We start from the raw sequence: 23,963 nt of genomic DNA on the forward strand, positions 1-23,963 counted from the left end.
TATGCAATGTGCCGGGATGGCAGAGCGGACTATTCCAACGGCAAATAAAAATGTCGCGGAGTCTAAACGCGGCAGGCTCGAGACCTGTTTCCCCTTACGGGGTGCTTGGGTTCGAATCCCAATCCCGGCGTATAAAATTATTCTTTCATGAAATCACACAACCATATAATCCATTTTAATTAAGATTTCTATAAAAATTATTTTTTAACACCTTCACATTATTCTGCTATAATTTTATGATTTGAGTTGAAAAAATAGTTTCATTTTTAAGGAAAACTAATTTACTTTGAAATCATTACTTAGTTTATGAGAATTACATTAATCGGAATGGCAGGAGCTGGTAAAAGCACCGTTAGTAAAGTTCTCGCTAAGAAATTAAATTATAAATTAATTGATATCGATAAAGTGATAGTAAAAGAACGAAATATGAGTTTAAACCAAATTATCAAAGCTTTTGGTGAAGATGGATTTATTAAAATAGAAGAGCAAGCTGTACTAAAATTAAAAATGCCTGGAAATTGTATCATTTCTACTGGTGGCAGTATAATATACTCAGAAGATGCAATGAACAGATTAAAAAAAGAAACTGTTGTAATCTTTCTTGATACACCTCTTCAGACAATTATTGAAAGAATTAAAATACCTGAAAATAGAGGACTTGTAGGACTAAATCAAAATAATACAGTATCTGATATTTTCAAGCAGAGATATGAATTATACAAAAAGCATGCAGATATCATAATAACTACCGATGGTACTGAAAATATATCAGAAATTATAAAAAAAATAAGTGAAAAAATAAATCTTACAATTTAAAACAAATTACCTTATCCTTATAAATGCTTGCCCACCTGATGAATAGAAGCCTTCTTGGTTTTTAGTTTCTGTTTTTTCTGCATTATTTAGGTCAATATCTGTAATCTCTTCATTTTTAAGTGTTTTTTGTTTTTGTACCAACTCTGCCATTGTAATTTCAAACCTCTTGTACCTTTTATCTGTTAAGAGACAAATTAATCATCTACAAGCATATATATAAAGATTGTGGGCTTCATTTTTTATCTTTACACATAAGTGCTTAACCTAATTGCAATGTAAATAACATATATCATCACAGGGATAGCTACAATACAAACAGATTTAAATGTGGATATCATACGAGCATGTTTAACAGCAAAAATCCATATGTAACAGCTCCATATCAAAAAAATAAGCTCTATAGAAAATAGAACAGTCATTGATATATTGCTAATAAGCTGCTGTTCAACGGCTTCTCTGCTTACAACATGTATCTGAGATATCAAAAGTGCTGGAACCATAATTATAAGAGTCACCATTGCAACAAGTATCTGAGGTAAGAAACCATAAGATATGAACTCAAGCATTCTTTTAAATGAACCTTTGCTCTCAGTAACCTTGGTAAGTAAATAAAAAAGAGCACTTATAATAATCCAGATGAAAAGCACTATTATAAATATTAAAACACCAGCTATATATATCCCAAAATTGGCTAGTATATAAGATTCGTCAATTGTAACTAGTGATTTAATCCTTTGGAATATAACATAAGTAGTAATTACTTCACCAAAAGCAACTACTAGCATTATACCAATAGATAATTTGATATCAATTTTTTCAGAACTTAGTTCAGAAAAGAAAGTATTCGGATCTATGAGCACTTTCAACATATAATTTACATAAATTATATATTATTAATATATATTCACGTATTAAAACAGTTATTTAATTAGTATAAATAAATCAAATCAAGATGTTGGGATTGTAAATGTGAATTTTGACCCTTTCTTTTCTTCACTTTCTACCCAAATTTCACCACCAAGACCTTCAATAATTCCACGAGCAATGGAGAGCCCAAGCCCAGTTCCACCAACTTTTCTAGTTGAGGTATGGTCCACTTGATAAAATTTCTCAAATATAGTATCAATCTTATCTTTTGGGATACCTATTCCATTATCAATGATATTTACTTTAATACAAGTGTCATTTACAGACATGACCTGAATATCTATGTGCCCTTTAACAGGTGTAAATTTTATTGCATTTGTTAATAGGTTGACAAAGACTTGTGTAAGTCTATCTTTATCAGATGCTATTTCTTTCTTATTTGTGTCAATATTTATATCTATACTAATATCTTTATCTTTTGCTAGTAAACTCACCTCACTCACGGATAAATCAATTAGCTCATTAATAGAGATTTTTTCTTTCTTGAAACGCATTCCATCTGAATCAAGCCTAGATACATCTAGTAAATCAGTAACCATACGGGTTTGTCGATCAACATTTCGAATAATTAATTCAAGCATTTCATTTTGAATATGTGATGGACAAGCATTATCTTTTAATAATTCACTGGATGTTCTAATCGCAGCTAAAGGTGTCCTGAGTTCATGTGAGACAATCGAGATAAAATCTGTTTTTGCCTTATCTAAATTTGTCAACCTTTCATTCGCATCTTTTAATTCTTGATTAGATTTTTGTAATGCTGTTGTTTTCTTTGTTATTTCTGCTTCAAGTTCATGGTTCCATCTAGATAAAATTAAGACTACAATTAACCCTATCAAAAGTATAATAGAACCCGTAAATACAACAAAGTCTGCCTGCTTCTCATATACAGAACCTACCAAAGAATCAACGTCATCATAAGAGTTTTTTACTGCAAGTGACCATTTGTGATTTCCCCAATTTACAGTAGAATATGAAACTATCTTGGATTCATATTTATTAGTCTCATGATCTAAATATGATATATAGATACCAGTACCATCTAACCCTTTTAATTGATCTTCAAGTATATCTCTTAGACCAAAATTATCATCATCTACAATCTCAATGTAATTTAATCCAACTCTATCACGATATATACTATCATAAATAATATTTCCATTCGAATCTATCAAATAAATATCACCAGCAATATCATGATCATTAAGAAATTTTTCAGTTGTATCATATATCTTAATAATACCAACAATAGTTCCCTTAAACTGATCATCCACATACACAGGAACCCAAACAAATGTGCCCATACCACCTTCCTGTAACTCTCTAGGGCCTGTTATGTAAGTATCTTTTGATTCTTTAACGTGTTCAAATGCCCAGGATTGATTAAAATCATATAAATTATAACCAATTGGTGTATTTTTTTCAGGGTAGCCTATCACTATCGTTCCATTTACATCTACAAATTGAAGTGCATAGTAATCATCAGAATATTCATATATAGTCTCAAAGTCAGACGAAAATGAGTTATAATCAAATGAGCTAGGATGACTATCTTTTACCTTGTGGTTAACTACAATCTCAAGCAAAAATATCTTTTCACTCAAATATTTTTCCAAACCTAATGATATATGTTTAGATAAAAGGAGTTGACGTTCCCTATATTGATCTTCAACAACTTCTTTCACCTCACGATTTGTGTCAATCCCATAAGAGATGATTGAAGCGATTAAGAGCATTGCTAAAACTGCAATAATTAAGTAGTTCCACGATGTCTTCTTTGAATCCATTTCTCAACAACTAGCTATGCTCTTAAAAATAGTATTTTCCACACTTCATCAAACATTAACTCTTCTCAATATCATCTTTATTCGTGCTTTAAGTTCACTCAAATTAAAAGGTTTTGTTACATAGTCATCAGCACCAATCTCAATGCCATCGACTTTATCCTTAATCTCCCCTTTAGCTGTCAGCATTATTATTGGTATATGTCCATATAATGGATCTGTTTTAACCTTTTTGCATACATCAAATCCATCCATTTCAGGTAGCATCAAGTCTAATAGAATTATATCCGGATTCTCTTTTCTTATGATTTCAAGTGCTTTTTTACCATCATTTGCTTCTATAACATTATAGCCATCAATTTCAAGAGCCCTTTTTGTTGTGAGCAGTGTATCCATCTCATCGTCAACTATCAAAATCTTTTCTCTTGTATCGCTTAGTTTATTTAGAACCTGATTTACTTGAGAATCGGGTATTTCAAGCTCTTGTGAGATAGAAATTGATGTAGAATCAGGATTCTGCGCCATGATATTTAATATTTTATTTTCTAATTCTTTATCCATAAAAATCACAATCTAATTGTATGAAAGTTTTTATTTACCTTAAAGGAATTAAGGTATTAAATAGATAAACTTTACTACAAATAGTGAAGTTTTCTATTTGAAAGAAATGTTTATATTTGATTAAACATATCAATTTGTCGATATAATGGATATGGTACAACAAGTATTTGGTAAAAATGCTCAAATGACAGTTCTTCGTAATTTGATAGAGCATCGTGAAGAGGCAACATATCTATCTGGAATTGCTCATGAGACTGGGCTGTCACATTCAAGTGTCGCAAGAGTGATAGAACCCCTTGTTGAAGCTGGTATTGTAATTGAGCGACCCTTAGGTAAACAAATAAGAACATTTAAACTTAACATGGACAATGAACTTACTAGACTAATTGTTGATTTTTATTTAGAGTTTAATGAAGTTGCTAAAGACAACTAATAACAAATTCTCTAGAGGCATTAAAAGCACCACATCTAGAGAGAATAATAAAAAATAATTCATTTTAATTTAAAAGGATTAAAAAAGGTTAAAGTTGTACATATTGAGCAGCTTCACCTAGGTCTTCTTCAATCCTTAATAGTTGGTTATATTTAGCTGTTCTTTCACTGCGAGCCGGTGCACCAGTCTTTATCAACTCGGCTCCAAGTGCAACTGCTATGTCAGCAATCGTAGTATCTTCGGTTTCAGCCGATCTATGACTAACAACAACACTATAGCCACTACGTTGAGCTAACAAAGCAGCGTCGAAAGCTTCCGACAATGTCCCTATTTGATTTACCTTTAACAGTAATGAGTTTGCTGCTCCCAGTTCCAAGCCCCTTGAAAGTCTATCAACGTTTGTAACAAAAAGATCGTCACCCACAATCAATGTTTCCCAAGCTTCAGAAGTTAATGTTGCAAAATCTTCAAATGCCTCTTCATAGAATGGGTCTTCTATAAGAATTATTGGATAGGTGTTGATTAACTCTAGGTAAAAATCAGTTAATTCCCCTGAACTCATCTTTTTACCATCTATAAGATAGTGACTGCCATCATAGAATTCTGAAGCTGCGGCATCAAGTCCTATTGTAATATCTGATTGAGAGTACCCTGCATTATCAACAGCCTGTAGTAAAGCATCTAAAGCATCTACAGTTAAGCTAATTGGTGGTGCAAATCCACCTTCAAATCCAACATTAGTAGAAGCACGTCCATATTTCTCAATTAAAACCTTCTCAAGTTCATGATATGTTTCAGCACCCATCCTTAATGCTTCTGCGTAATTTTCAGCACCTTTCGGTTGGATCATGAATTCTTGGATTGCAAGATCATTACCCGCATGTTGACCACCATTGAGAACATTCATTGTAGGGACTGGGAGCATAAAAGAATTAGAGCCACCAAGATACCTGTATAAGGGCATATCTAGAGAATCGGAAGCTGCTTTTGCTACTGCAAGAGATACTCCTAAAATCGCATTAGCACCCAAGTTCATCTTATTTTCAGTGCCGTCCATTGCAATCATCATTTCATCTATCTCTCGTTGATCTCTTACATCCATTCCAACTAATTCCGTTTCAATAAGAGTGTTTATATTATTAATAGCATCTAAAACGCCTTTTCCACCATACCTCTCATCATTATCACGTAGTTCAAGGGCTTCATTAGTACCAGTTGATGCCCCAGATGGAACACTAGCACGACCAAATCCAGAATAAGAGCTATCGCTACCAGCATAAACATCTACTTCAATTGTAGGATAACCTCTTGAATCTAATATTTCTCTTGCATAGACCTTTTCTATTCGATATTTATTTTCTTTACCTACATAGGACATTACATTCCACCACTTGAAAATTAGTTGTATTTAAGAGATTTAGCATAATTAAAACTCACAAAAATGAGTTTTGTTACATGTTTCTATATTGATATCAGATATAAGTAGAATCTTATAAAATCTGCTTTCTAAAAGGCAGAGTCACAATATCTCTACTTAATCTATGTATTTAGAATATATATATCATACTCATTAATATTCTAAAATTAAACTATTTCATGTATAGGAGACATATCTACTAATAATTAACTATTTTCTGATCTAGGAAACGTGATTGGTGAAAATCCTTTAGTTTCATCTTTAATTCTTTGAATGTCACCTATATCAAGTTCAATTATCAAAATTTCCACTGTCATAAAAGTATGAGCTTTGTCTCTAATACACCCCACTTTGATATCTTCACCGTTACCAATAGCTGCATGCAAATGGATCTTAGGTGAATTGTCTTCAAAGAAAATGTTTCCTATTCCTAATATCTCACCTACCTCATTAAAGTCTGTTACATTTACTTGTGGAGGTATTATTGGTGCTTTTGGCCCAGTTACAAGGGAAATATCTTCAGATGCACCAAGTAATATCATGAAGCCAGATCTGATCTGTTCCTGTACTGCTAATTTTTCAATTTCATGAATGAGATTATCACCATGATCCATACGTACTGTGAAAATTCTATTGATTGATGTTTTATAATATTGCATTATTTTTTGCTCCAATAGGGTATGATCTTTTTATTGATTAACATAATTACCAGAATCTAAAAATTAAAATAAGCTATGTGACATTTCCTTAACAAGGAAAAGATTTAAACGTACTTTTATCTGATTATATTAAAATTAATTATTATACTTATTGATTAAAAAACATTACTAGTGTGGTAAACTAATGAACTTAAAACCAAGTTACATATTAATTGCATTAATAGCAATTATTTTTGGAATTGGACCACTTATTGGGTTGTATACCGAATATCTCTGGTTCGATATGACAGGATATTTATCTGTCTTCACAACAATAATTACATGGCGTATATTCCTATTCGTAGTAGGATTTATTCTAATATTTGGCTTTATATACGCTAACATATCCGTTGCTAATAAGAAGATCAGAGATATCCTAGGTACTGATAATGAAAAAAGAACAGATATTGATGGATTTATAATTCCAGGTGCATTGCTGATTTCATTCGTATTTGCATTATCCTTAAGTGGACAATGGGAAACTATTCTATTGTTTTTAAATATGGTCCCTACAGGATTAGAAGATCCTATATTCAATCAAGATATATCTTTTTACTTGTTCCAACTACCTCTTCTCGAATATATTAGGAATATTTTGTTCTCTTTAACAATTTTCGTTTTAATCTTTGTTGGACTGATTTATTTATATAAACTTGAGGATATTTTAGCTCCACAATATTCTATTGAAAGTGATAACGAGTTCCAGGTTCCTAAAAGTGATATCGCTGAAAGCATCTCCAAGATACCTACAGGGGTAATAGCACACATATCAATACTGTTTGGTTTCTTACTTTTGATTGTAGCATTCACTTTTTACCTAAATAGATTTGATATATTATTCACCCAAAATGGTGTTGTAGCTGGGGCAGGATATACTGATGTTAATGTAACATTACCTTTACTAACAATAACTGCAATTCTATGTGCGGTAGTTGCTGCTGCTATTATAGCTAATGTCAGATCAGCGAATCTCAAAATACCATTGATTGGATTAACAGTTGTTGTAATTTTAATCTTATTAACATCTTTTGTACCTTCAGCTTATCAACAGTTCGTAGTAGAGCCCACCGAGCTGCAGTTAGAAGAGCCTTATTTAGAACATAATATAGAATTTACCAGGCAAGGTTTCGGTATTTCTGATGTCAAAATTAAACCCTTTGATTATGATACAGAATTATCTCACTCAACTGTTGAAAATAATCAAGATATAATTTCCACGCTGAGAGTATGGGATCCTAGGGCCTTAATGAGCACATATAGACAAACTCAACAAATCAGAACATACTATGAATTCAATGATGTGGATACTGATAGATATCATATCGATGACGAATACAGGCAATTTATGATATCTGTAAGAGAAATGGATATCACAGAGCTTGATCCTTCAGCCCGAACATGGGTCAATGAAAGACTTGTATATACTCACGGGTATGGGGCTGTTATGAGTGACGTTTCAGCTAAAACAAACGATGGTAGACCCGTCCTCTCACTTCAGGACATACCTCCAAGAGGCGAATTTGAATTAACTAACCCTAGAATATATTATGGTGAACTGACACGTGACTATAAGATAGTTAACACAGATAGAGAAGAGCTAGACTACCCTCGGGCTGAAGGGAACGTGTTCTATCAATATACAGGTACTGGTGGTGTTCAACTAGATTCTATATCAAAAAGACTAGCATATATGTTAAGATTTGGTGATGTTAACTTTGTATTAAGCCAATATATTAATGATGATAGTAGAGTGATTTACGATCATGAGATTAGAGATAGAGCATCTAAAATTGCACCATTTTTGATATATGATAATGATCCATATCCAGTGATACATGAAGGTAGGATTGTGTGGATCATAGATGCATATACAATATCTGAAAAGTATCCTTACTCTCAAAGATATCGAACTGGTGCTGGAGATATCAATTATATCAGAAATTCTGTGAAAGTTGTAGTTGATGCATATGAGGGCAGTGTTGACTATTATGTAATGGACGAAGAGCCTTTAATTGATACATACTCTAAGATCTTCCCTGACCTCTTCAAACCATACGAAGATATGCCGGAAGGGCTAAAAGATCACATAAGGTATCCTAGTGAATTCTTTAATGTTCAAATGGATATGTATCGAATATATCATATGACAGACGTAGAAACTTTTTATAATAGAGAAGATGCCTGGCAGGCTCCAAGAGAATATTATAGAGGTACTACAGTTCCAATGGAGCCGTATTATATTATAACTCGGCTACCTGAAGAAAATGAACTTGAATATATTTTGATGCAACCATTTACTCCAAGAAATCGACAGAATATGATAGCTTGGATTGCTGCACGATGTGACGAACCTAATTATGGTCAACTTGTTCAGTACGAATTTCCAAAAGATAGGTTGATATATGGACCAAACCAGATTGAAGCTAGAATTGACCAGGATCCCGTAATATCAGAATTATTCACATTATGGGGACAGCAAGGGTCCAGTGTGATAAGAGGAAATATGCTAGTAGTACCTTTAGAAAATTCAGTTCTGTATGTAGAACCTGTGTTTATAAGTGCAGATGAAGGTGAAATTCCTGAACTGAGAAGGATCATAGTTTCAACGGGTGAGAATTTGTACATGGGTCTTGATATAGAGACTGCAATAAATGTACTCCTAGGAGAAGAAATAGTTGATGAAGATGGAGAAGGTGTCCCTATACCACAGGATGCTAGGGAATTAGCACAACAAGCGATGGAACATTATAATCGTGCTCAAGAACATCTTAGTGAAGGTGATTGGAGTGGATACGGAGAAGAAATGGATAATGTTAGAGACATACTTGAACAAATCTCTCAATTAATTCCACAAACAGATGTTGAAATGGTTTAAAGTGTGCACAACCACCACGGTCTTATTTAAATTAAAGGTCGTGGTTCTCTTTCTTTTTCAATTTAAATTTTTATGATTTAAGGCGTTTGTATCTTATTCTTAAGTATTATAGAATATACAAACTTTGATTCTATAGCTGTTTTTGTGTTGTATTTAAATCTGGCTTAAATAAAATAAAAAATGTGATGTTATCAGTTTATTCAGAGGTAAATTACATATATTCTTACCTTAGCATGTTTATGACTCAATTTTATATATGAATAATATATAAATGTGAAATATAGAGATTTCAAGAAGAAGTGTTACAGTTCAGAATCAATTTGAAATTTACTGATTATATCAAAAAAGGATACTAATATAGCAAATTAAAGCCCCAATGGACACTAATTTGCTATAAGGGTTATAAGGTATTGTAAGGTACTCAATAAGATGGTTCATATCCATCTATTTGGGAAAAAGCTTTATCCATATCTTTTTGAGATTCTACCCGCGATTTCTTTTCCCGTTCAATATTGATTGCTTCTACAGCAGCTGAATACAACCGCTCTAATTCTGAAGCTGATTCTAATGTTAAAACAACAAGAACTTGGGGATATTCACCATCTCTTACAACAATTCCTTTGAACACATGACCTATTGAAGATGAAAGTTTCTCTACCTCTTGAGATATCTCATCAATATCTAAGTACTTTCTATCTCCTTTTATTATGATCATTGCTCTACTAGCCTCTTCATAAACATTTGTAGAAAAAAGTAGGCCCTGTGATGATAGTGCACGTTGAATTACATTAATTACCGGAACTTCTTGGTCTGCTTGGTAAAATCCAATAGTAGCAAGGCCCGCACCACCACTCATTACCGTCTTGAAATCTCCTAGATCAGTTACCATCATCATCTCACTATCGAGTGAGTCAAGTAAGAACAGCATGCGCTTAGCTATCATTGTATTAATACCATCATAGGCTGTTTTAACGTCACCACCCATTTGTTTTAAAAATTGATTGTCTGCAAGAATTATACCATCAGAACCACTCTCTCTTATTTCCCGCAATGAAAAGGCTGAATTCTGTAAATAAAGGGTTCCTTCTTCCCTAAATGGAAGTACTACTACTGAATAAACAGGGAAATCATATCGGTCTTTAAGTTCCTTTATGATTAATGGGCTAAATGAGGAACCTGTACCTCCAGATGCTGATGTCAAAACAAATGCAATATCAAATCGCCCTCTTTTTTCGATATTGCGCATTATATGTTCTTTATTGGATTCAAATACTTTCTTCCCAAGATTCCTATTAGCACCTACTCCATGAAGATGTGGGATATGTATCCTATCTTTTGCCTTCGTGAACTGCATTTCTTTTAAGTCATTTATAGCAGTGTTCACAGCAATAGTCTCTACATTACTTTTGAACTTTTGTTTTCCAAATATTTTGGCATATTTACTGCCAGTGCCAAATGCTTCCCGATTAATTGCATCAAGTATACGGTTTCCACATTGGCCATTTCCTATAACTAAAACGTTAAGCAAAAAATTCCTCCATCGATAAAAGTATAATGATATAGGGAAAGTATATCAATATTTGTTTATGTACCTTTAAGTTTAGAACTTATATTGCTTTTGCCTATGAATGATAAACAAACCAATTCCACCAATTATAACCAAGGGTACTGCATAAACATATAATGGATATTCTAATAAAAAGTCATACCATGCTTCAATTACAGTAATTCCTTCAACTGTGGCTTCTTTATTGACCTCTTCAGGTGTGTCACTAAACCCATCATCATATTCATAGGATAAATTAGCCCCTATATTATATTCCCCTATATCAGTTGGTCTTACTGTATAGGATACATCTATCTGTTGCCGTTGACTAAATGACTCAATATAAATACTGGGATTCCCACCTCTTGTCTCAATCTCATCATCACCGCTAACAAATTCAACACCTGGTGGTAGTTCAATATCTACACGTAACCCTTTTGCAGCAGTATTCCCATCATTTCTCAAGCTTATAGTTCCATCAAGGCGAGAATTCCGTTCAATGTTTTTACTCTCAACTGTATGAGAAATAGATACATCGGCTTTTTGCAATGTGCCTTCAACGTCTAATATCAGTTCATCAGATTCCGAGTCGAACCTATTCCCAGCCTCGTCATAATATCTTGCTGTAGTGGTTCCAAGTTCAACTTCGCCTGGTTGTGTAGCCTTGAGTTCATATATTAGAATTGTCTTTGAATCACCAGCATCCAACGACATTGGACCTTTATCTTCAAGTATAGTGTCTTCTATTGAAAGGCCTTGACCATGATTGTCAGTAAACTCTAAATCTACAGCTTTCCCATCACCAACGTTTTCAGCTCTAACAGTTACTCTAAATGGTTCGCCTATCTCTACCGTTTCATCTGCTTCTTTTGTGATTTTTATATCTGGAGAACCAACAAATTTAGGGTCGTCACCATAATCTATAATCTCTGATATATGAATATCGTTTCTGGAATAGCCTGATAAATAGATTGCAAGTTCAGCACGGTCAAGTGTACTTCTACCAATTAGACCCGTTAATTTGACTTCAACTTCACCGTTTTCTTGAAAATCAAATGTAAGTGTATCATTTACATCTAACATTTTCCTTTCAATCTCATTAAAGTCATCTACACTTTCAATTTCATATATTCTAATATCTGCAGTTCCTGAAGATTCTGAAACTAGTGTAGCCTCAATTAAATAACTGTTAATTTGGTATGATTCACCTTGTGTAAGTGTTGGATCATCTACTTTAAAAGATCCAAAAGCAGTCCCACTAAATATTAACAAAATTATTAATGCAATAAATATTGTCGCTATTAATTTTTTTCCTGAAATCATATATATCAGCTGTTTTTATAGTCAAAAACTAAACATCTTTTTCAATGCAACAAAAATCAAAGTTTCATGAAGTTAAAGTTATTATAATCAAGTGGAAATAAAATATACAAATACATAAAGATTATGGTCAGAGTAGCTTATTTTTCACATAGTTTCAAGCTCAAATCAACCCATCTTGCATCATATATAAGGGAACCCATAGATATTACATCAACGCCTGTTTTAACGTATTCTTCTAAATTAGAAATATTTACCAATCCAGATGCTTCTAGGATAACATTGTCTCTAAAACCTTCGAGTTTAAGCTTTTGTATCACCTGAATTATCTTTTTTGGTTCCATGTTATCGAGCATAATAATATCGATACCCAAGGAAGCTGCCTTGAGTGCATCTTCAATTGATTCAACTTCAACCTCGATTTTTTGAACAAAGCTTGTATTCTCTTTTGCCTTAGTTATAGCCTTTTCAAGACCTAACAACTTGATATGATTATCTTTTAGCATGACAGCATCGAATAATCCAAACCTATGAGGATCTCCTCCACCTGCAATAACTGCGTTTTTTTCAAATCTACGAAGTCCAGGTGTCGTTTTCCTGGTGCTAGCAATTCTTGTTGTTTTTGATATATTTTTAGCTATACGAACACATTTGTTAGTTAGAGTTGCAATACCACTTAAGTGTGCCATTAAGTTCAAACAAATCCTTTCTGCCTGGAATATAGAAGAAGCATACCCTTTTAGAATAAAAATTGTAGCACCTTTTGAAAGGTGATCGCCATCAAAGGCCTTCCTTTCATAGTCTATACCAAAATAATCTAATACCGATATTGTTTCGTTTGTACCGGCAATAACACAGTCTTGTTTCGTGAAAATTATAGTTTCTATTGTTCTATTTTCACAAAGTTTTGATGGTATGTCCTGATATGCAATGTCTTCTGCAAGGAATCTCTCAATTTCATTAATAAACATAAATTTCACCATAGGTAATTTATTAATTAGATGATTTATATTGTATAAATACATTTTAACTATGTTTTTAAAATCAAATATAACAAATCTTATGTAAAAAATAGTTTCATTTAACTATTGTTCTTTATGAGTAGGTGTTTATACAATGCTAAATGTAGGTATAATTGGATGTGGAGCTATTGGTTCACAAATTTGTAAAAGTTTTGATGCAGATGAAAATCGTAACATAAATATTCATGCAATATATGATCATAATACTGATTATGTATCTTCCATTATAAATCAACTAAAATCTATGGAACCAAAAATTCTAAGCCTTGATGAAATGGTTAGAGAAGTTGACCTTATTGTCGAAACCGCATCTCAAAGAGCTGTTAGATCAATAGCCATCCCAGCATTAAAAGCCAAGTGTGATGTTCTTATTATGAGTGTTGGTGCACTTGCAGAAGATAAGCTGAGAAATGATATTTATGCATTAGCGACCCAAAATAACTGTAAGGTTTACTTACCTTCAGGTTCAATTGCTGGGATCGACGGAATAAAGTCTGCAATGTCAGGAGATATCCAATCCATTACTTTAAAAACTAAAAAGCCACCTGCTGGATTAAAAGATGCACCATATATTATCGAACAGGGTATTAACTTAGATAAAATAGATTCTGAAACTATAATATTTGAGGGTAGTGCACTAAATGCAGTAAATGCTTTTCCAGCAAATGTAAATGTTGCTGCAACTCTGAGCATTGCAGGAATTGGATTCGAAAAAACAAAGGTTCAAATCATTGCTGACCCTAAATTAACTATGAATGTACACGAGATTGAAGTATTAGGTGAATTTGGTAAAATTTGTTCAAGGATTGAAAATAAACCATCACCAAAAAACCCAAAAACTAGTCATCTAGCTTCCTTATCTGCAATTTCTACACTAAGAAAAATAGCTGAACCCGTTCAAGTTGGTACGTGAACACCAATATTTTCACATTTTAGCCAGCTTTCTTTTTTTTGTTGATACAAAACAAATAATTAGAATAAAATTGTATAACCTATTTGCCATTTAGATTTATAAAGAAGGTACAATAACTTATTATAAAAAACCAATTTAGTAGGGATTATATGCAGGATAGAACCTCAATCATTAATGAAATAAATCAATTAAAGAAAGAAAAAAATGCTGTTATTCTTGCTCATAATTATCAAAGAAAAGAAATTCAAGATATTGCAGATTTTTTAGGAGATTCACTAGGACTTAGTCAAGAAGCTGTGAATCAAGATGCAGATGTCATTGTATTCTGTGGAGTAGATTTCATGGCAGAAAGTGCAGCTATACTTAGTCCAGAGAAAACTGTACTTTTACCAGAAAAAGAAGCTGAATGTCCTATGGCAGCAATGGTTGATGTAGACTCATTGAGACAAAAGAAAAAAGAACATCCAAACGCAGCCGTTGTGTGTTATGTGAATACCTCTGCAGCTGTTAAAGCGGAGTGTGATATATGTTGTACATCCTCAAATGCTGTTAATATAATCAACTCACTTAAAGAAAATGATATTATTTTTGTACCTGACAAGAACCTAGCGAAGTATGTTTCTTTAAATTCTACCAAGAATATAATACCTTGGGAAGGATATTGTCCAACACATCATCAAATATTAGTTGGTGACATACTTCTCATGAAAGAAGAACATCCTAATGCAGAAATTATTGCACATCCTGAATGTAAAGAAGATGTACTAGATATTTCAGATAAGGTATTAAGCACAACTGGTATGACAAATTACGCTAAAAGTACTAACTCAAAAGAAATGATAATTGCAACTGAAACAGGAATACTATATAGATTAAAAAAAGAAAATCCTGATAAGATATTCTATTCAGGTTCTGAATATGCAGTATGTCCAAACATGAAAATGACAACATTAGAAGGTGTATTGGATTCACTTAAGAACATGAAACATGTAATATCAGTTCCAGAAGAGATTAGGATCAAAGCCATGAAATCTTTAGAAAGAATGCTTGAAGTTGGTCGAACTTAAATGCAGGTCATAGATGTATAATCTCAAAGCATACCTTGAACTTATAAGGTACAAAAACTGTTTCATGGCAGCAGTAGCCACTTTAGTAGGGCTATTCATAGCATACAATATCTTATCAACCAATATTGACATAGTTGTAGTTGAATTACTTCTAGTTTATTCATTACTAGGTTTTGTGTCTGTTTTCCTAATAACTGGTGCTGGAAACGCGATTAATGATTATTATGATATTGATATTGATAAAATAAACAGGCCTGAAAGACCCATTCCTTCTGGTAGAATCTATAGAAAAAAAGCATTATATTTCTCATTAATATTGTTTTTCCTCGGATTTATAATTTCAACAATGATTAATCCCATATGTGCTATAATCGCTTTGGTGAACATAATCATATTATACCTTTATGCAAGATCGCTAAAAAAACATCCTTTATCCGGTAACATCAGCATAGGTTATCTAACTGGCTCATTATTTCTTTTTGGTGGAGGAATTCTGGGACTAGATGGTGTACTTACAGTCTTTATTCTATTCCTTCTAGCAGCATTAGCAACCCTTTCTCGTGAAATTATAAAAGATATTGAAGATATAGAGGGAGATAAAGCAAGCGGTGCAAAAACGTTACCAATTATAATTGGAAAGAAAAATGCAAGTTATGCAGCTACAGGTTTTGTTATTATAGCAATGATTGCAAGTCCTCTCCCTTTCTTCCAATCAATTTTAAATCTGAACTATTTGTATGTTGTCAGTATAGCCAATGTTGTATTCCTTGCATCTTTATTCGAACTCATGATCAAGTCAAACCCTGAGAAATCTTCAAAGTTGTTGAAAATTGGTATGTTATTTGCCTTGTTCGCTTTTATTGCAGGGGCATGATTAAGTAACAAAATAATTAAGATTCTTCAAAATCATCAAAAAAATCAGATTTAGTACTATGAGAAATAGATGAGCGTTGCTTTAAGTATTCTTTAAGCATTAAAGGAAATGTTTTGGCCGGAACGAATCGAACACCTAGTTCTTCAGCCCATTTTTGAATTCCAAAATCATTAGCAACTACTGCAGCATCAATTTCTTTTGCCAATAATAATACATCAATATCTGGTGCACTGTCGAGAATGCCATACCTCAATGCTGATCGATACTTATTTCTAAACTTACCAATTGTTTTCCCAATAACTTCTCTTTCAATATTATCCTCAATATCTTTTTTAGTTCTTGCAGAAGATGTTAGAAATAAACACTCAGTTGCAGCCGACCAAATAGCATCTTCAGCAACACCCATTCCCTTATTAATACGAGCTCGCATAAAAGCAACATATTCGTGGAATATACGTGCTGGTATCTTTACTTCATACCTATCAGGTGTTTTCTTTACAAGCCATGTATCAATCTTTGCGACAACTTCAGTCTCACATTCATTGTTTCTAGCAAAGTCTTGTAACTCCTCATAAACAGAAGGGAAGGGTATATAGCAGCTGATGCCTAACTTTAGCCTTGATTCAGCAATCAAGTCAAGAATTCCTTTAATCCCATCACATAGCTCAGAGTGCCCAATTGATTCTCTAACCTGTTGATCTGTAAGTGCAGTAGTATCAAGTACAAAACGTTGTCTTAACATGGAATAAACACATCTTCACATTAGTATTAGTGATTGTAAATAGAGCTGATAAAATTATATGTAATTAACTATAAACATATTTGATTAATATATTCTTTAATATGTTATATATAATTACTTAAATTAAAGATAAAATTAGGCAAGCACAGGAAAATTAAAATTAAATAATCCTGTACTCTCTCAGTCCACTATATTATTAATCTTCTTTCTGTACCCTTTCATCGTCCTCATCATCTTCATCGTCTTCTGCATTTGCATCTATGGCATAATTAGCAAAAGATGCAATGCTTTGCTCATAAATATCGTTTGGTTCTGAAGATGAAACGGGTTTAACCCTTGACATTGCTTTTTTGAAGTGTTTCTTTTTAATCCTGATTTTATCTAAGTTATCTGTAATCTCTTTCTTGCTCATACCTGGTTTAATATATTCTCGAAGTGCAAGCATAGTAGCTTCTCTGCAAATAGATTCTATATCTGCTCCTACATAGCCATCCGTCATCTCTGCAAGTTCAAATGCTTTAATCTCATCTGAGAGTGGTTTTCCTTCAAGATGTATCGTGAATATCTTCTCTCTGCTTTCCTTATCAGGAGTTTTCACATAAATCAACCTATCAAACCTTCCAGGCCTTAATAGTGCTGAATCTACAATATCAGGTCGATTCGTGGCAGCGATTATAACTACATCTTTCAACTCTTCAACACCATCTAGTTCTGTAAGAATTTGGCTTACAACTCTTTCACTTGTATGTGAGTCAGAACTACTACCTCTTCTGGGTGCAATCGAGTCAATCTCATCAAAGAAAACAACAGTTGGTGCTGATTGTTTTGCTTTTCTAAAGGTTTCCCTGACAGCACGTTCCGATTCACCTACATACTTGCTTAAGAGTTCAGGACCTTTGATACTAATAAAGTTAGCTTCACTTTCACTTGCAACTGCTTTTGCTAGTAAAGTCTTACCAGTACCTGGTGGACCAAATAACATTATCCCTCTTGGTGGTTTAGTATTCACGGTCTCAAATATCTCAGGGTATTTTAATGGCCATTCCACCGCTTCTCTCAGATCTTGTTTTGCTTTTTCGAGGCCACCTATGTCATTCCAATCAACATGTGGAACTTCCACGAATACTTCGCGCATAGCTGATGGCTCAATATTCTTTAAAGCCTCTTCAAAATCTGTCTTTTGAACTTCAAGTTTGTCCATTACTTCTTGTGGAATATCCTCATCAATCTTGATATCCGGTAATAATCTTCTAAGAGCATGCATGGCAGCTTCTTTTGCAAGTGAAGATAAATCAGCACCTACAAAACCATGGGTTATATCTGCAATATCTCCAAGGTTCAAGTCTTTTTCAAGAGGCATTCCTCTGGTATGGACATATAGTATTTGTAGACGCCCGTTTCTATCAGGAATACCAATCTCAATCTCCCTATCAAATCTTCCTCCTCTTCTTAAAGCTTCATCAATTGAGTTTGGTCGGTTTGTAGCAGCAATTACAATTACTTCTCCTCGTGTTTTTAGTCCATCCATTAAAGATAATAACTGTGCAACAACCCTTCTTTCAACTTCTCCAGTAACATCCTCTCTTTTTGGTGCAATCGAATCAATTTCATCTATAAAAATAATAGAAGGTGCTTCTTTTTCTGCTTCCTCGAAAACTTCTCGAAGTTTTTGCTCACTTTCACCATAATATTTAGACATTATTTCTGGACCACTGATTGAAATGAAATTGGCATCTGTTTCGGAAGCTACTGCTTTTGCGATCATTGTTTTACCGGTACCTGGTGGTCCGTACAGCAGTACACCTTTTGGAGGTTCAATTCCGAGTTTTTGGAACAGTTCGGGGTGTCTTAGTGGCAATTCTATCATTTCTCGAACAAGTCCAATCTCTCGTTTCAACCCACCAATATCTTCATAAGATATCTGACCAGTCTTTACGACTTCTTCAGCAGGTTTCTCCTTTAATACAATCTCCGTGTTCCTTGTAACAATAACTGGGCCTGAAGGGGTCGTAGATGATACCACAAAAGTCAATGGGTTATTTACTGCCTCTATACGAATACGTTGACCACGAGATGTGGGTCGACCTTCTAATATCCTGTGTATATAACGTGCACCTCCAACAATCCTAATAGGTTGTAATGGTGCAAGTGTTACTTTACTAGCTTCTTTAGCATCAACTTTTTTTATTTGCACTTTATCATCAATACCAGCACGTACATTATTACGGATATTACCATCTATTCGAATAATGTATTTACCTACATCATCTAGATATCCTGGCATTATTCTGGCATAGCTTTTTTCTTTACCAGTAATTTCAATAACATCACCGCTCATTAAGCCTAGTCTTTGCATCAACTCAGGGTCAATCTTTGCAATGCCCCTACCAACATCACGGTGATAAGCTTCAGCAACTCTTACATATGTTTCTTCTGCCATATTATTCACCTTTTTCACTTATTTTCCAATATTTAGTTCCATTTATTATCTGAAATTCAATCAAATTTCTATCATAAAGAGCAGATAAGTATACCTTTACTATATCCGGCTCTATTCCAAGATTATACGAGATTGTTGCTAGTTCACGCGGGCCTATTAAAAGCTCGTATAATATCTTGGACTCTGTATGATTTTGAGTGATTTCTTGAATTATTTGCCCGCATTCATTCATTATTTTAATTAAATCATCTCTGAGTTCATTTTTTCTTGACACAAGTTTATTGATCTCTAACCTCAAGTTCTGTATTTGTTTGTTTTTTTCAATTAGTGATTCAGATGTCTGATCAACTGAGTTCTTAGAGATCAGACCATTATCTTTTCTCGAAGAAAATGACCTAATTGATGTGACATATGAATATGGAGAAAGTGTTATCTCAAGGTAGAGGTTATGACTTATGCTAAAATACTTTCTTCTGTTTGAATCAAAATGACATTCAATAAGACCAACCTCTTCCAGCAAACTGAGGTGATTGATTATTGCCTTTGGCCCAACCTCTAATTTTCTCGATATTTCACTTACATAATATGGACGATCGGACAGTATCTGCAATATCTTTCTCCTGTTCTCATTCCCAAGTATATCGAGAATTATTGATGAATCCATCCTTCTCCCCTATTCTTCACATTAGTCATTTTAATTAATCAGAAACTATAATACCTTATAGTTACTAACTTTAAGTTAGTCTTAATAATATATAAACATTTCTCTCGAATACATGGTTTATAAACAAATTGCCTAACCCATTATTTCGTTATACTAAATTAATTAGAAAACGTGAATTTGTAGCAGGTTCCTTTCGAATTATCTAATTCTATTGTCCCACTCAACTGTGCTACAAGTAAATTTATTATCTTAAAGCCAAGTGAGTTTATCAAGTTAAAATCAATATCATTTGGCATCCCAATCCCATTATCACTTACCACCAATTCATAAGCATCATCAATTCTTTTAAATGAGACTGAAATTATGCCTGTTTTACATCCTTTGAATGCGTGCTTATAAGAGTTTGTAACACACTCATTTATAATTAATCCCAGTGGAATAGTCATATCCATATCAAAATACGCTTTTTCAACTTCTAGTTCAGTTTTTATAGTTGTAGAATCAAAATAATACAACTGTGATATATAATTCACTAAACTGGAAATATAATCAGATATCTCAATGCTACCCACTATATCAGTTCTATAAAGTTTCTCATGGGCTATTGACAATGACCGAATTCTATTTTGACTGTCTTTTAATGCACCTTCAACATCTGGGTTTTGTTTGAAAAGCTTAGATTGCATGTTCAGTAAACTTATTATTACCTGCAAGTTGTTTTTGACCCTATGATGAATTTCATGCACTATCAATTGATTTCTTTCTAATTCTTCCTTTTTCTTTCTGTCAGATATATCAGATGTAATACCTTCCAACCTTATGGGAATAGAATTACTATCATATATTAGACGTGTTTTGTTACGAGTCCAGCATATGCTGCCATCGGGTCTAATGATACGATAATCTTCATTATAGTACCCATGTTCCAGTAGTTTTTTTGATGCATCAAGATAAATATCATAATCTTCTGCATAAACCATTTCTACCAAACAGTTAGGATTTGCTAATATGTGATCAAGTGAACATCCATAAACTTTCTCAGCTGATGGACTGATGTATATAGGTTTTAGGTCCGGCCATGAGAATGACCAAATTACGTCATCTATACTGCTAAGAATTGTAATGAATTTATTCTCACTTTCTTGTAACTTTTTATGCGTATCTTTTAGCTCAGTTATATCATGTTGTACTATAAAATGACCTTTGGTTCTTCCCTCATCATCATAAATACACACATATTCGCCTTCAACCCATATGCCTGTGCCATCTTTTCTCATTTCAAATTTCTCACCATAATAATGGCCATTATCAAAGGTTTTTCTAAGTAGTGATTTCATGTCATCTTTATTCCCATTGAAAATACTGAGGGGTGTTTTTCCAATAAAGTCGTTTTTGGTTGAAAGATATTGATCAAGAAAAGCTTGGTTGACCATCTTTATCTTTTCATGAGATATAGCATATTCTAACATATCCTCTTTATCTATTAAATCATTCCACGTAATGGGCACATCAAATTCCATCAAAAGAAATCCCGTCAATGATTGTGTAAAGAAATCTTTTAGTTGTTTATGGCTTTCTTTAAGCGCTTTTTCTGTACGCCTCTGTGAGGTTATGTCACGTCTCAAAATAACAATTCCTAAAGGAATATCTTCCTGAGAGGTCAGTGGTGCCTTTCGAGTATCAAAAAGAACATTCTTGCCATTAGGATAAGTTAACCACTCTTCGTTTTTCGTAGATTTAAGTCTTTTTTGTGAAAGAATATCTCTTGTTCTGAGTTTATTAGCTATTTCTTGAGGAAATAAATCATAGTCTGTTTTCCCAATTATCTGTTCATACGATTTACCTACTAAATTACAAAATTCTGAATTACAGGCTAAGTAAACTCCATATTTATCTTTCACTGAAATTGTATCCGATATTGAGTTTAAAACTCCTGTTAAAAGGTTTACTTTTTCATTTAGGTTTTCTCTTTCCATTCTAAAATCTGTGATGTCAGTGATGATTCCATCAATGTACAAAATTTTACCATTTGAATCATAGATTCCTTCTGCATTCTCATGTATCCACCTGATAAATCCATCTTTTGTTACTATTCGATATTCTAGCTGATAAGGTAAGTGCCTACTGATTTTATTAGATATTTCAGTGAACAATTTAGATCGATCTTTTTCAAAGACTATACTTGAATATGACCTTACTTTATTATTTATGAAATCTAATGACTTGTACCCAGAAATATCATAGATTTTATCACTCAAATATACCATTGTCCAATTTTCATCAAACTCACACCTAAAAATTACTCCAGGCACATTATGTACCAGGTGTGAGAGATGTTCTTTCCTTTTTTCCATTGACTCTGTTACAATTAAGTGATCAATGGGTTTCTCAGGTGCACTAATTATAGATGAAATTTCACTTTCATTATCTTCAAGTAACGTGTTTTTATTAGTCTGTAACAATGCAAAGTCTTCATCATTAATGGCTTCCTTAACTTCAACTCTCTTGACATCAGCACCTCTTTTTAGATCTGGAGTATTTGTAGCTAGTTCAAGACGTTTAAATGAGGGCAAAATGAAGTCATTTATATTTTCGATAAATACTGCTTTATCATCTGTGGTACTATTAGCTTGATACAGATCGGTTTCAAGTACTGAGAAAAAAATAGTAATGTGTCTTTTTTTCATTTTTGATGGTAACACTACAGCATTGTACCACATTTTTAACTTACTAGATAAAAAATTAAACTTTATTCCAGTTGAATTTTTTAAACCATTGTTTAATTCAGAGGTATATTTGTTATAAAAAGTTGGAGATACTTCACTTAATTTTTTATCTAAAATATTCGCATCTTCAATTCCAAGGATTTCTTTTACCGTGGCATCCATATCAATAATCTTATAATCTCTCGAATTACCTACGTCAAGTGAAATCAAACTACAGTATCCATTAGTGCAAGAAAGATTCTCTTTGCAATAGTTATCTGTGAGACCATAACTACCCCTAGTCATTGAGAAGTATTAACTTATAACAGTATATATTTATTGTGATTTAATTTTATAAGTTCATGTGCTTAATAGAAGGTATAACTTACACATATCTAAAAAAAATATGTGTAAGTAGAAACAGAAAATAATAATTTATTTCAAGCTTTTAACTGACACATTTCACTTTTAAGTTTTTTAACAAGGGGTTCTTGAATAGCTGTCTGTCTATCTCCCCCACAAACCATGCCTCTAACACCTATTATATCAGGATCAATTCTTTCAATCATGGGTAAATCATTAAATTTAAGACTACCAGCAATAGCAGATTCTAAATTATACTTTTTTGCGATATTAGTAAATTCAGTTAGTTCTTGCTCAGATAAGAACTCAAAAGTAGACTTTCCATCTTTAATTGCAGTATCAACCATGACCACATCTATACCTACCTTTGAACCAATCTCGGGGAGAAGGAAAGGAGATATTGAATTTATACGAGAAAAGTCTGAGTAGCCAGAAACTACTACTTTCTTATTTGAGTCATAATCTTTAACTGCTCGATTTATACCTTCAAGCATTTCAAAAGCTTGCTCTTCAGTCTGTATGTCATAAAGTCCAACTTTTATATATTTAGCTCCAGAATATGCTGCACCTAAAGCAGCAAGAGATGCTGTCCCGGGCTTGTAGTTAAAATCTCCTATTGTTGCACTCAAAGGAACCTCTGAATTAATTAATTCCTTTACTTCTCTAATAATCCAGGGAAAGTTAGCACCCAAAGACCCTTCTTTTGGATTTTTGACATCAATTATATCAGCACCACCTTTAGAAGCACTGATAGCTTCCTGTGAATTGATTGGACTTATAAGTAATTTCATAAAGC

General features: G+C 33.2%; 20 protein-coding genes and 1 tRNA gene. 7 read left to right on the forward strand and 14 right to left on the reverse strand.

Translation table 11 applies throughout. The features are described from left to right. Nucleotides 1-10: 10 nt before the first annotated feature. Both J2T59_RS00825 and J2T59_RS00830 read left to right on the forward strand, forming a co-directional pair. Nucleotides 11-130, forward strand: a tRNA-Ser gene (locus J2T59_RS00825). Between the two features lie 176 nt (nt 131-306). Next, on the forward strand, nt 307-816 hold the full coding sequence (locus tag J2T59_RS00830; RefSeq protein WP_259133125.1) for a shikimate kinase: 510 nt from the start codon (nt 307-309) through the stop codon (nt 814-816). Nucleotides 817-822: 6 nt separating this feature from the next. Here the strand turns inward: J2T59_RS00830 and J2T59_RS00835 are convergent, their stop codons facing one another. The 4 genes from J2T59_RS00835 to J2T59_RS00850 all read right to left on the reverse strand — a co-directional run bounded on the left by J2T59_RS00835 (nt 823) and on the right by J2T59_RS00850 (nt 4,088). Further along, complete coding sequence (locus J2T59_RS00835) at nt 823-966, reverse strand: hypothetical protein (protein ID WP_259133127.1); 144 nt, start codon at nt 964-966, stop codon at nt 823-825. A gap of 95 nt (nt 967-1,061) precedes the next feature. Continuing rightward, the gene (locus J2T59_RS00840) at nt 1,062-1,685 is read right to left on the reverse strand and encodes a YIP1 family protein (RefSeq protein WP_259133129.1); all 624 of its coding nucleotides are present in this window, start codon (nt 1,683-1,685) and stop codon (nt 1,062-1,064) included. 78 nt (nt 1,686-1,763) lie between these two features. Continuing rightward, nucleotides 1,764-3,530 (reverse strand): ATP-binding protein, encoded by a 1,767-nt coding sequence (locus tag J2T59_RS00845; RefSeq protein ID WP_259133130.1) that lies wholly within the window; start codon nt 3,528-3,530, stop codon nt 1,764-1,766. 48 nt (nt 3,531-3,578) lie between these two features. Then, on the reverse strand, nt 3,579-4,088 hold the full coding sequence (locus tag J2T59_RS00850) for a response regulator transcription factor (protein ID WP_259133132.1): 510 nt from the start codon (nt 4,086-4,088) through the stop codon (nt 3,579-3,581). 145 nt (nt 4,089-4,233) lie between these two features. On the opposite strand from J2T59_RS00850, the gene J2T59_RS00855 reads away from it, so the two are divergent. Continuing rightward, a complete protein-coding gene (locus tag J2T59_RS00855; RefSeq protein WP_259133133.1) occupies nt 4,234-4,521 on the forward strand; it encodes a helix-turn-helix domain-containing protein in 288 nt (95 codons plus the stop codon). 88 nt (nt 4,522-4,609) lie between these two features. Here J2T59_RS00855 and eno read toward each other — a convergent pair whose 3' ends face one another. Both eno and J2T59_RS00865 read right to left on the reverse strand, forming a co-directional pair. Further along, entirely contained in the window at nt 4,610-5,899 is a 1,290-nt protein-coding gene (eno, locus tag J2T59_RS00860) for a phosphopyruvate hydratase (RefSeq protein ID WP_259133134.1), read from the reverse strand. A gap of 245 nt (nt 5,900-6,144) precedes the next feature. Beyond that, nucleotides 6,145-6,597 carry a PPC domain-containing DNA-binding protein gene (locus tag J2T59_RS00865; RefSeq protein ID WP_259133135.1) on the reverse strand — a complete coding sequence of 151 codons (453 nt, stop codon included), beginning with the start codon at nt 6,595-6,597 and terminating at the stop codon, nt 6,145-6,147. 184 nt (nt 6,598-6,781) lie between these two features. Here J2T59_RS00865 and J2T59_RS00870 point away from each other — a divergent pair, with 184 nt between their 5' ends. Next, nucleotides 6,782-9,511 carry a UPF0182 family membrane protein gene (locus J2T59_RS00870; RefSeq protein ID WP_259133136.1) on the forward strand — a complete coding sequence of 910 codons (2,730 nt, stop codon included), beginning with the start codon at nt 6,782-6,784 and terminating at the stop codon, nt 9,509-9,511. A 421-nt stretch (nt 9,512-9,932) separates the two neighbouring features. Here J2T59_RS00870 and J2T59_RS00875 read toward each other — a convergent pair whose 3' ends face one another. From J2T59_RS00875 to nadC, 3 genes are all read right to left on the reverse strand, one after another. Further along, on the reverse strand, nt 9,933-11,039 hold the full coding sequence (locus J2T59_RS00875; RefSeq protein ID WP_259133137.1) for an FtsZ/tubulin family protein: 1,107 nt from the start codon (nt 11,037-11,039) through the stop codon (nt 9,933-9,935). A 72-nt stretch (nt 11,040-11,111) separates the two neighbouring features. Continuing rightward, entirely contained in the window at nt 11,112-12,380 is a 1,269-nt protein-coding gene (locus J2T59_RS00880; RefSeq protein ID WP_259133138.1) for a COG1361 family protein, read from the reverse strand. Between the two features lie 137 nt (nt 12,381-12,517). Then, nucleotides 12,518-13,348, reverse strand: a complete 831-nt coding sequence (nadC, locus tag J2T59_RS00885; RefSeq protein WP_259133139.1) for a carboxylating nicotinate-nucleotide diphosphorylase — start codon at nt 13,346-13,348, stop codon at nt 12,518-12,520. A 145-nt stretch (nt 13,349-13,493) separates the two neighbouring features. Between nadC and J2T59_RS00890 the strand changes: the two genes are divergently transcribed. The 3 genes from J2T59_RS00890 (at nt 13,494) to J2T59_RS00900 (ending at nt 16,253) form a co-directional block, all read left to right on the forward strand. After that, nucleotides 13,494-14,312 (forward strand): aspartate dehydrogenase, encoded by an 819-nt coding sequence (locus J2T59_RS00890; RefSeq protein ID WP_259133140.1) that lies wholly within the window; start codon nt 13,494-13,496, stop codon nt 14,310-14,312. Between the two features lie 149 nt (nt 14,313-14,461). Then, nucleotides 14,462-15,379 (forward strand): quinolinate synthase NadA, encoded by a 918-nt coding sequence (nadA, locus tag J2T59_RS00895; protein ID WP_259133142.1) that lies wholly within the window; start codon nt 14,462-14,464, stop codon nt 15,377-15,379. A gap of 13 nt (nt 15,380-15,392) precedes the next feature. Further along, nucleotides 15,393-16,253 (forward strand): geranylgeranylglycerol-phosphate geranylgeranyltransferase, encoded by an 861-nt coding sequence (locus tag J2T59_RS00900; protein ID WP_259133144.1) that lies wholly within the window; start codon nt 15,393-15,395, stop codon nt 16,251-16,253. Nucleotides 16,254-16,269: 16 nt separating this feature from the next. On the opposite strand, the gene J2T59_RS00905 is transcribed toward J2T59_RS00900, so the two are convergent. The 5 genes from J2T59_RS00905 to J2T59_RS00925 form a co-directional block, all read right to left on the reverse strand. Then, the gene (locus J2T59_RS00905; RefSeq protein ID WP_259133146.1) at nt 16,270-16,995 is read right to left on the reverse strand and encodes an RNA ligase partner protein; all 726 of its coding nucleotides are present in this window, start codon (nt 16,993-16,995) and stop codon (nt 16,270-16,272) included. 196 nt (nt 16,996-17,191) lie between these two features. After that, nucleotides 17,192-19,435: a CDC48 family AAA ATPase gene (locus tag J2T59_RS00910; protein ID WP_259133148.1), complete on the reverse strand. Its 2,244-nt coding sequence runs from the start codon at nt 19,433-19,435 to the stop codon at nt 17,192-17,194. 1 nt (nt 19,436) lies between these two features. Next, nucleotides 19,437-20,099 carry an ArsR/SmtB family transcription factor gene (locus J2T59_RS00915; RefSeq protein WP_259133150.1) on the reverse strand — a complete coding sequence of 221 codons (663 nt, stop codon included), beginning with the start codon at nt 20,097-20,099 and terminating at the stop codon, nt 19,437-19,439. Nucleotides 20,100-20,257: 158 nt separating this feature from the next. Continuing rightward, nucleotides 20,258-23,110, reverse strand: coding sequence for a PAS domain S-box protein (locus J2T59_RS00920; RefSeq protein WP_259133151.1), 2,853 nt, complete (start codon nt 23,108-23,110; stop codon nt 20,258-20,260). 134 nt (nt 23,111-23,244) lie between these two features. Then, nucleotides 23,245-23,958, reverse strand: coding sequence for a (5-formylfuran-3-yl)methyl phosphate synthase (locus J2T59_RS00925; protein ID WP_259133154.1), 714 nt, complete (start codon nt 23,956-23,958; stop codon nt 23,245-23,247). Nucleotides 23,959-23,963: the final 5 nt, after the last annotated feature.

This window comes from Methanosalsum natronophilum (assembly GCF_024808815.1).
Classification (GTDB): domain Archaea; phylum Halobacteriota; class Methanosarcinia; order Methanosarcinales; family Methanosarcinaceae; genus Methanosalsum; species Methanosalsum natronophilum.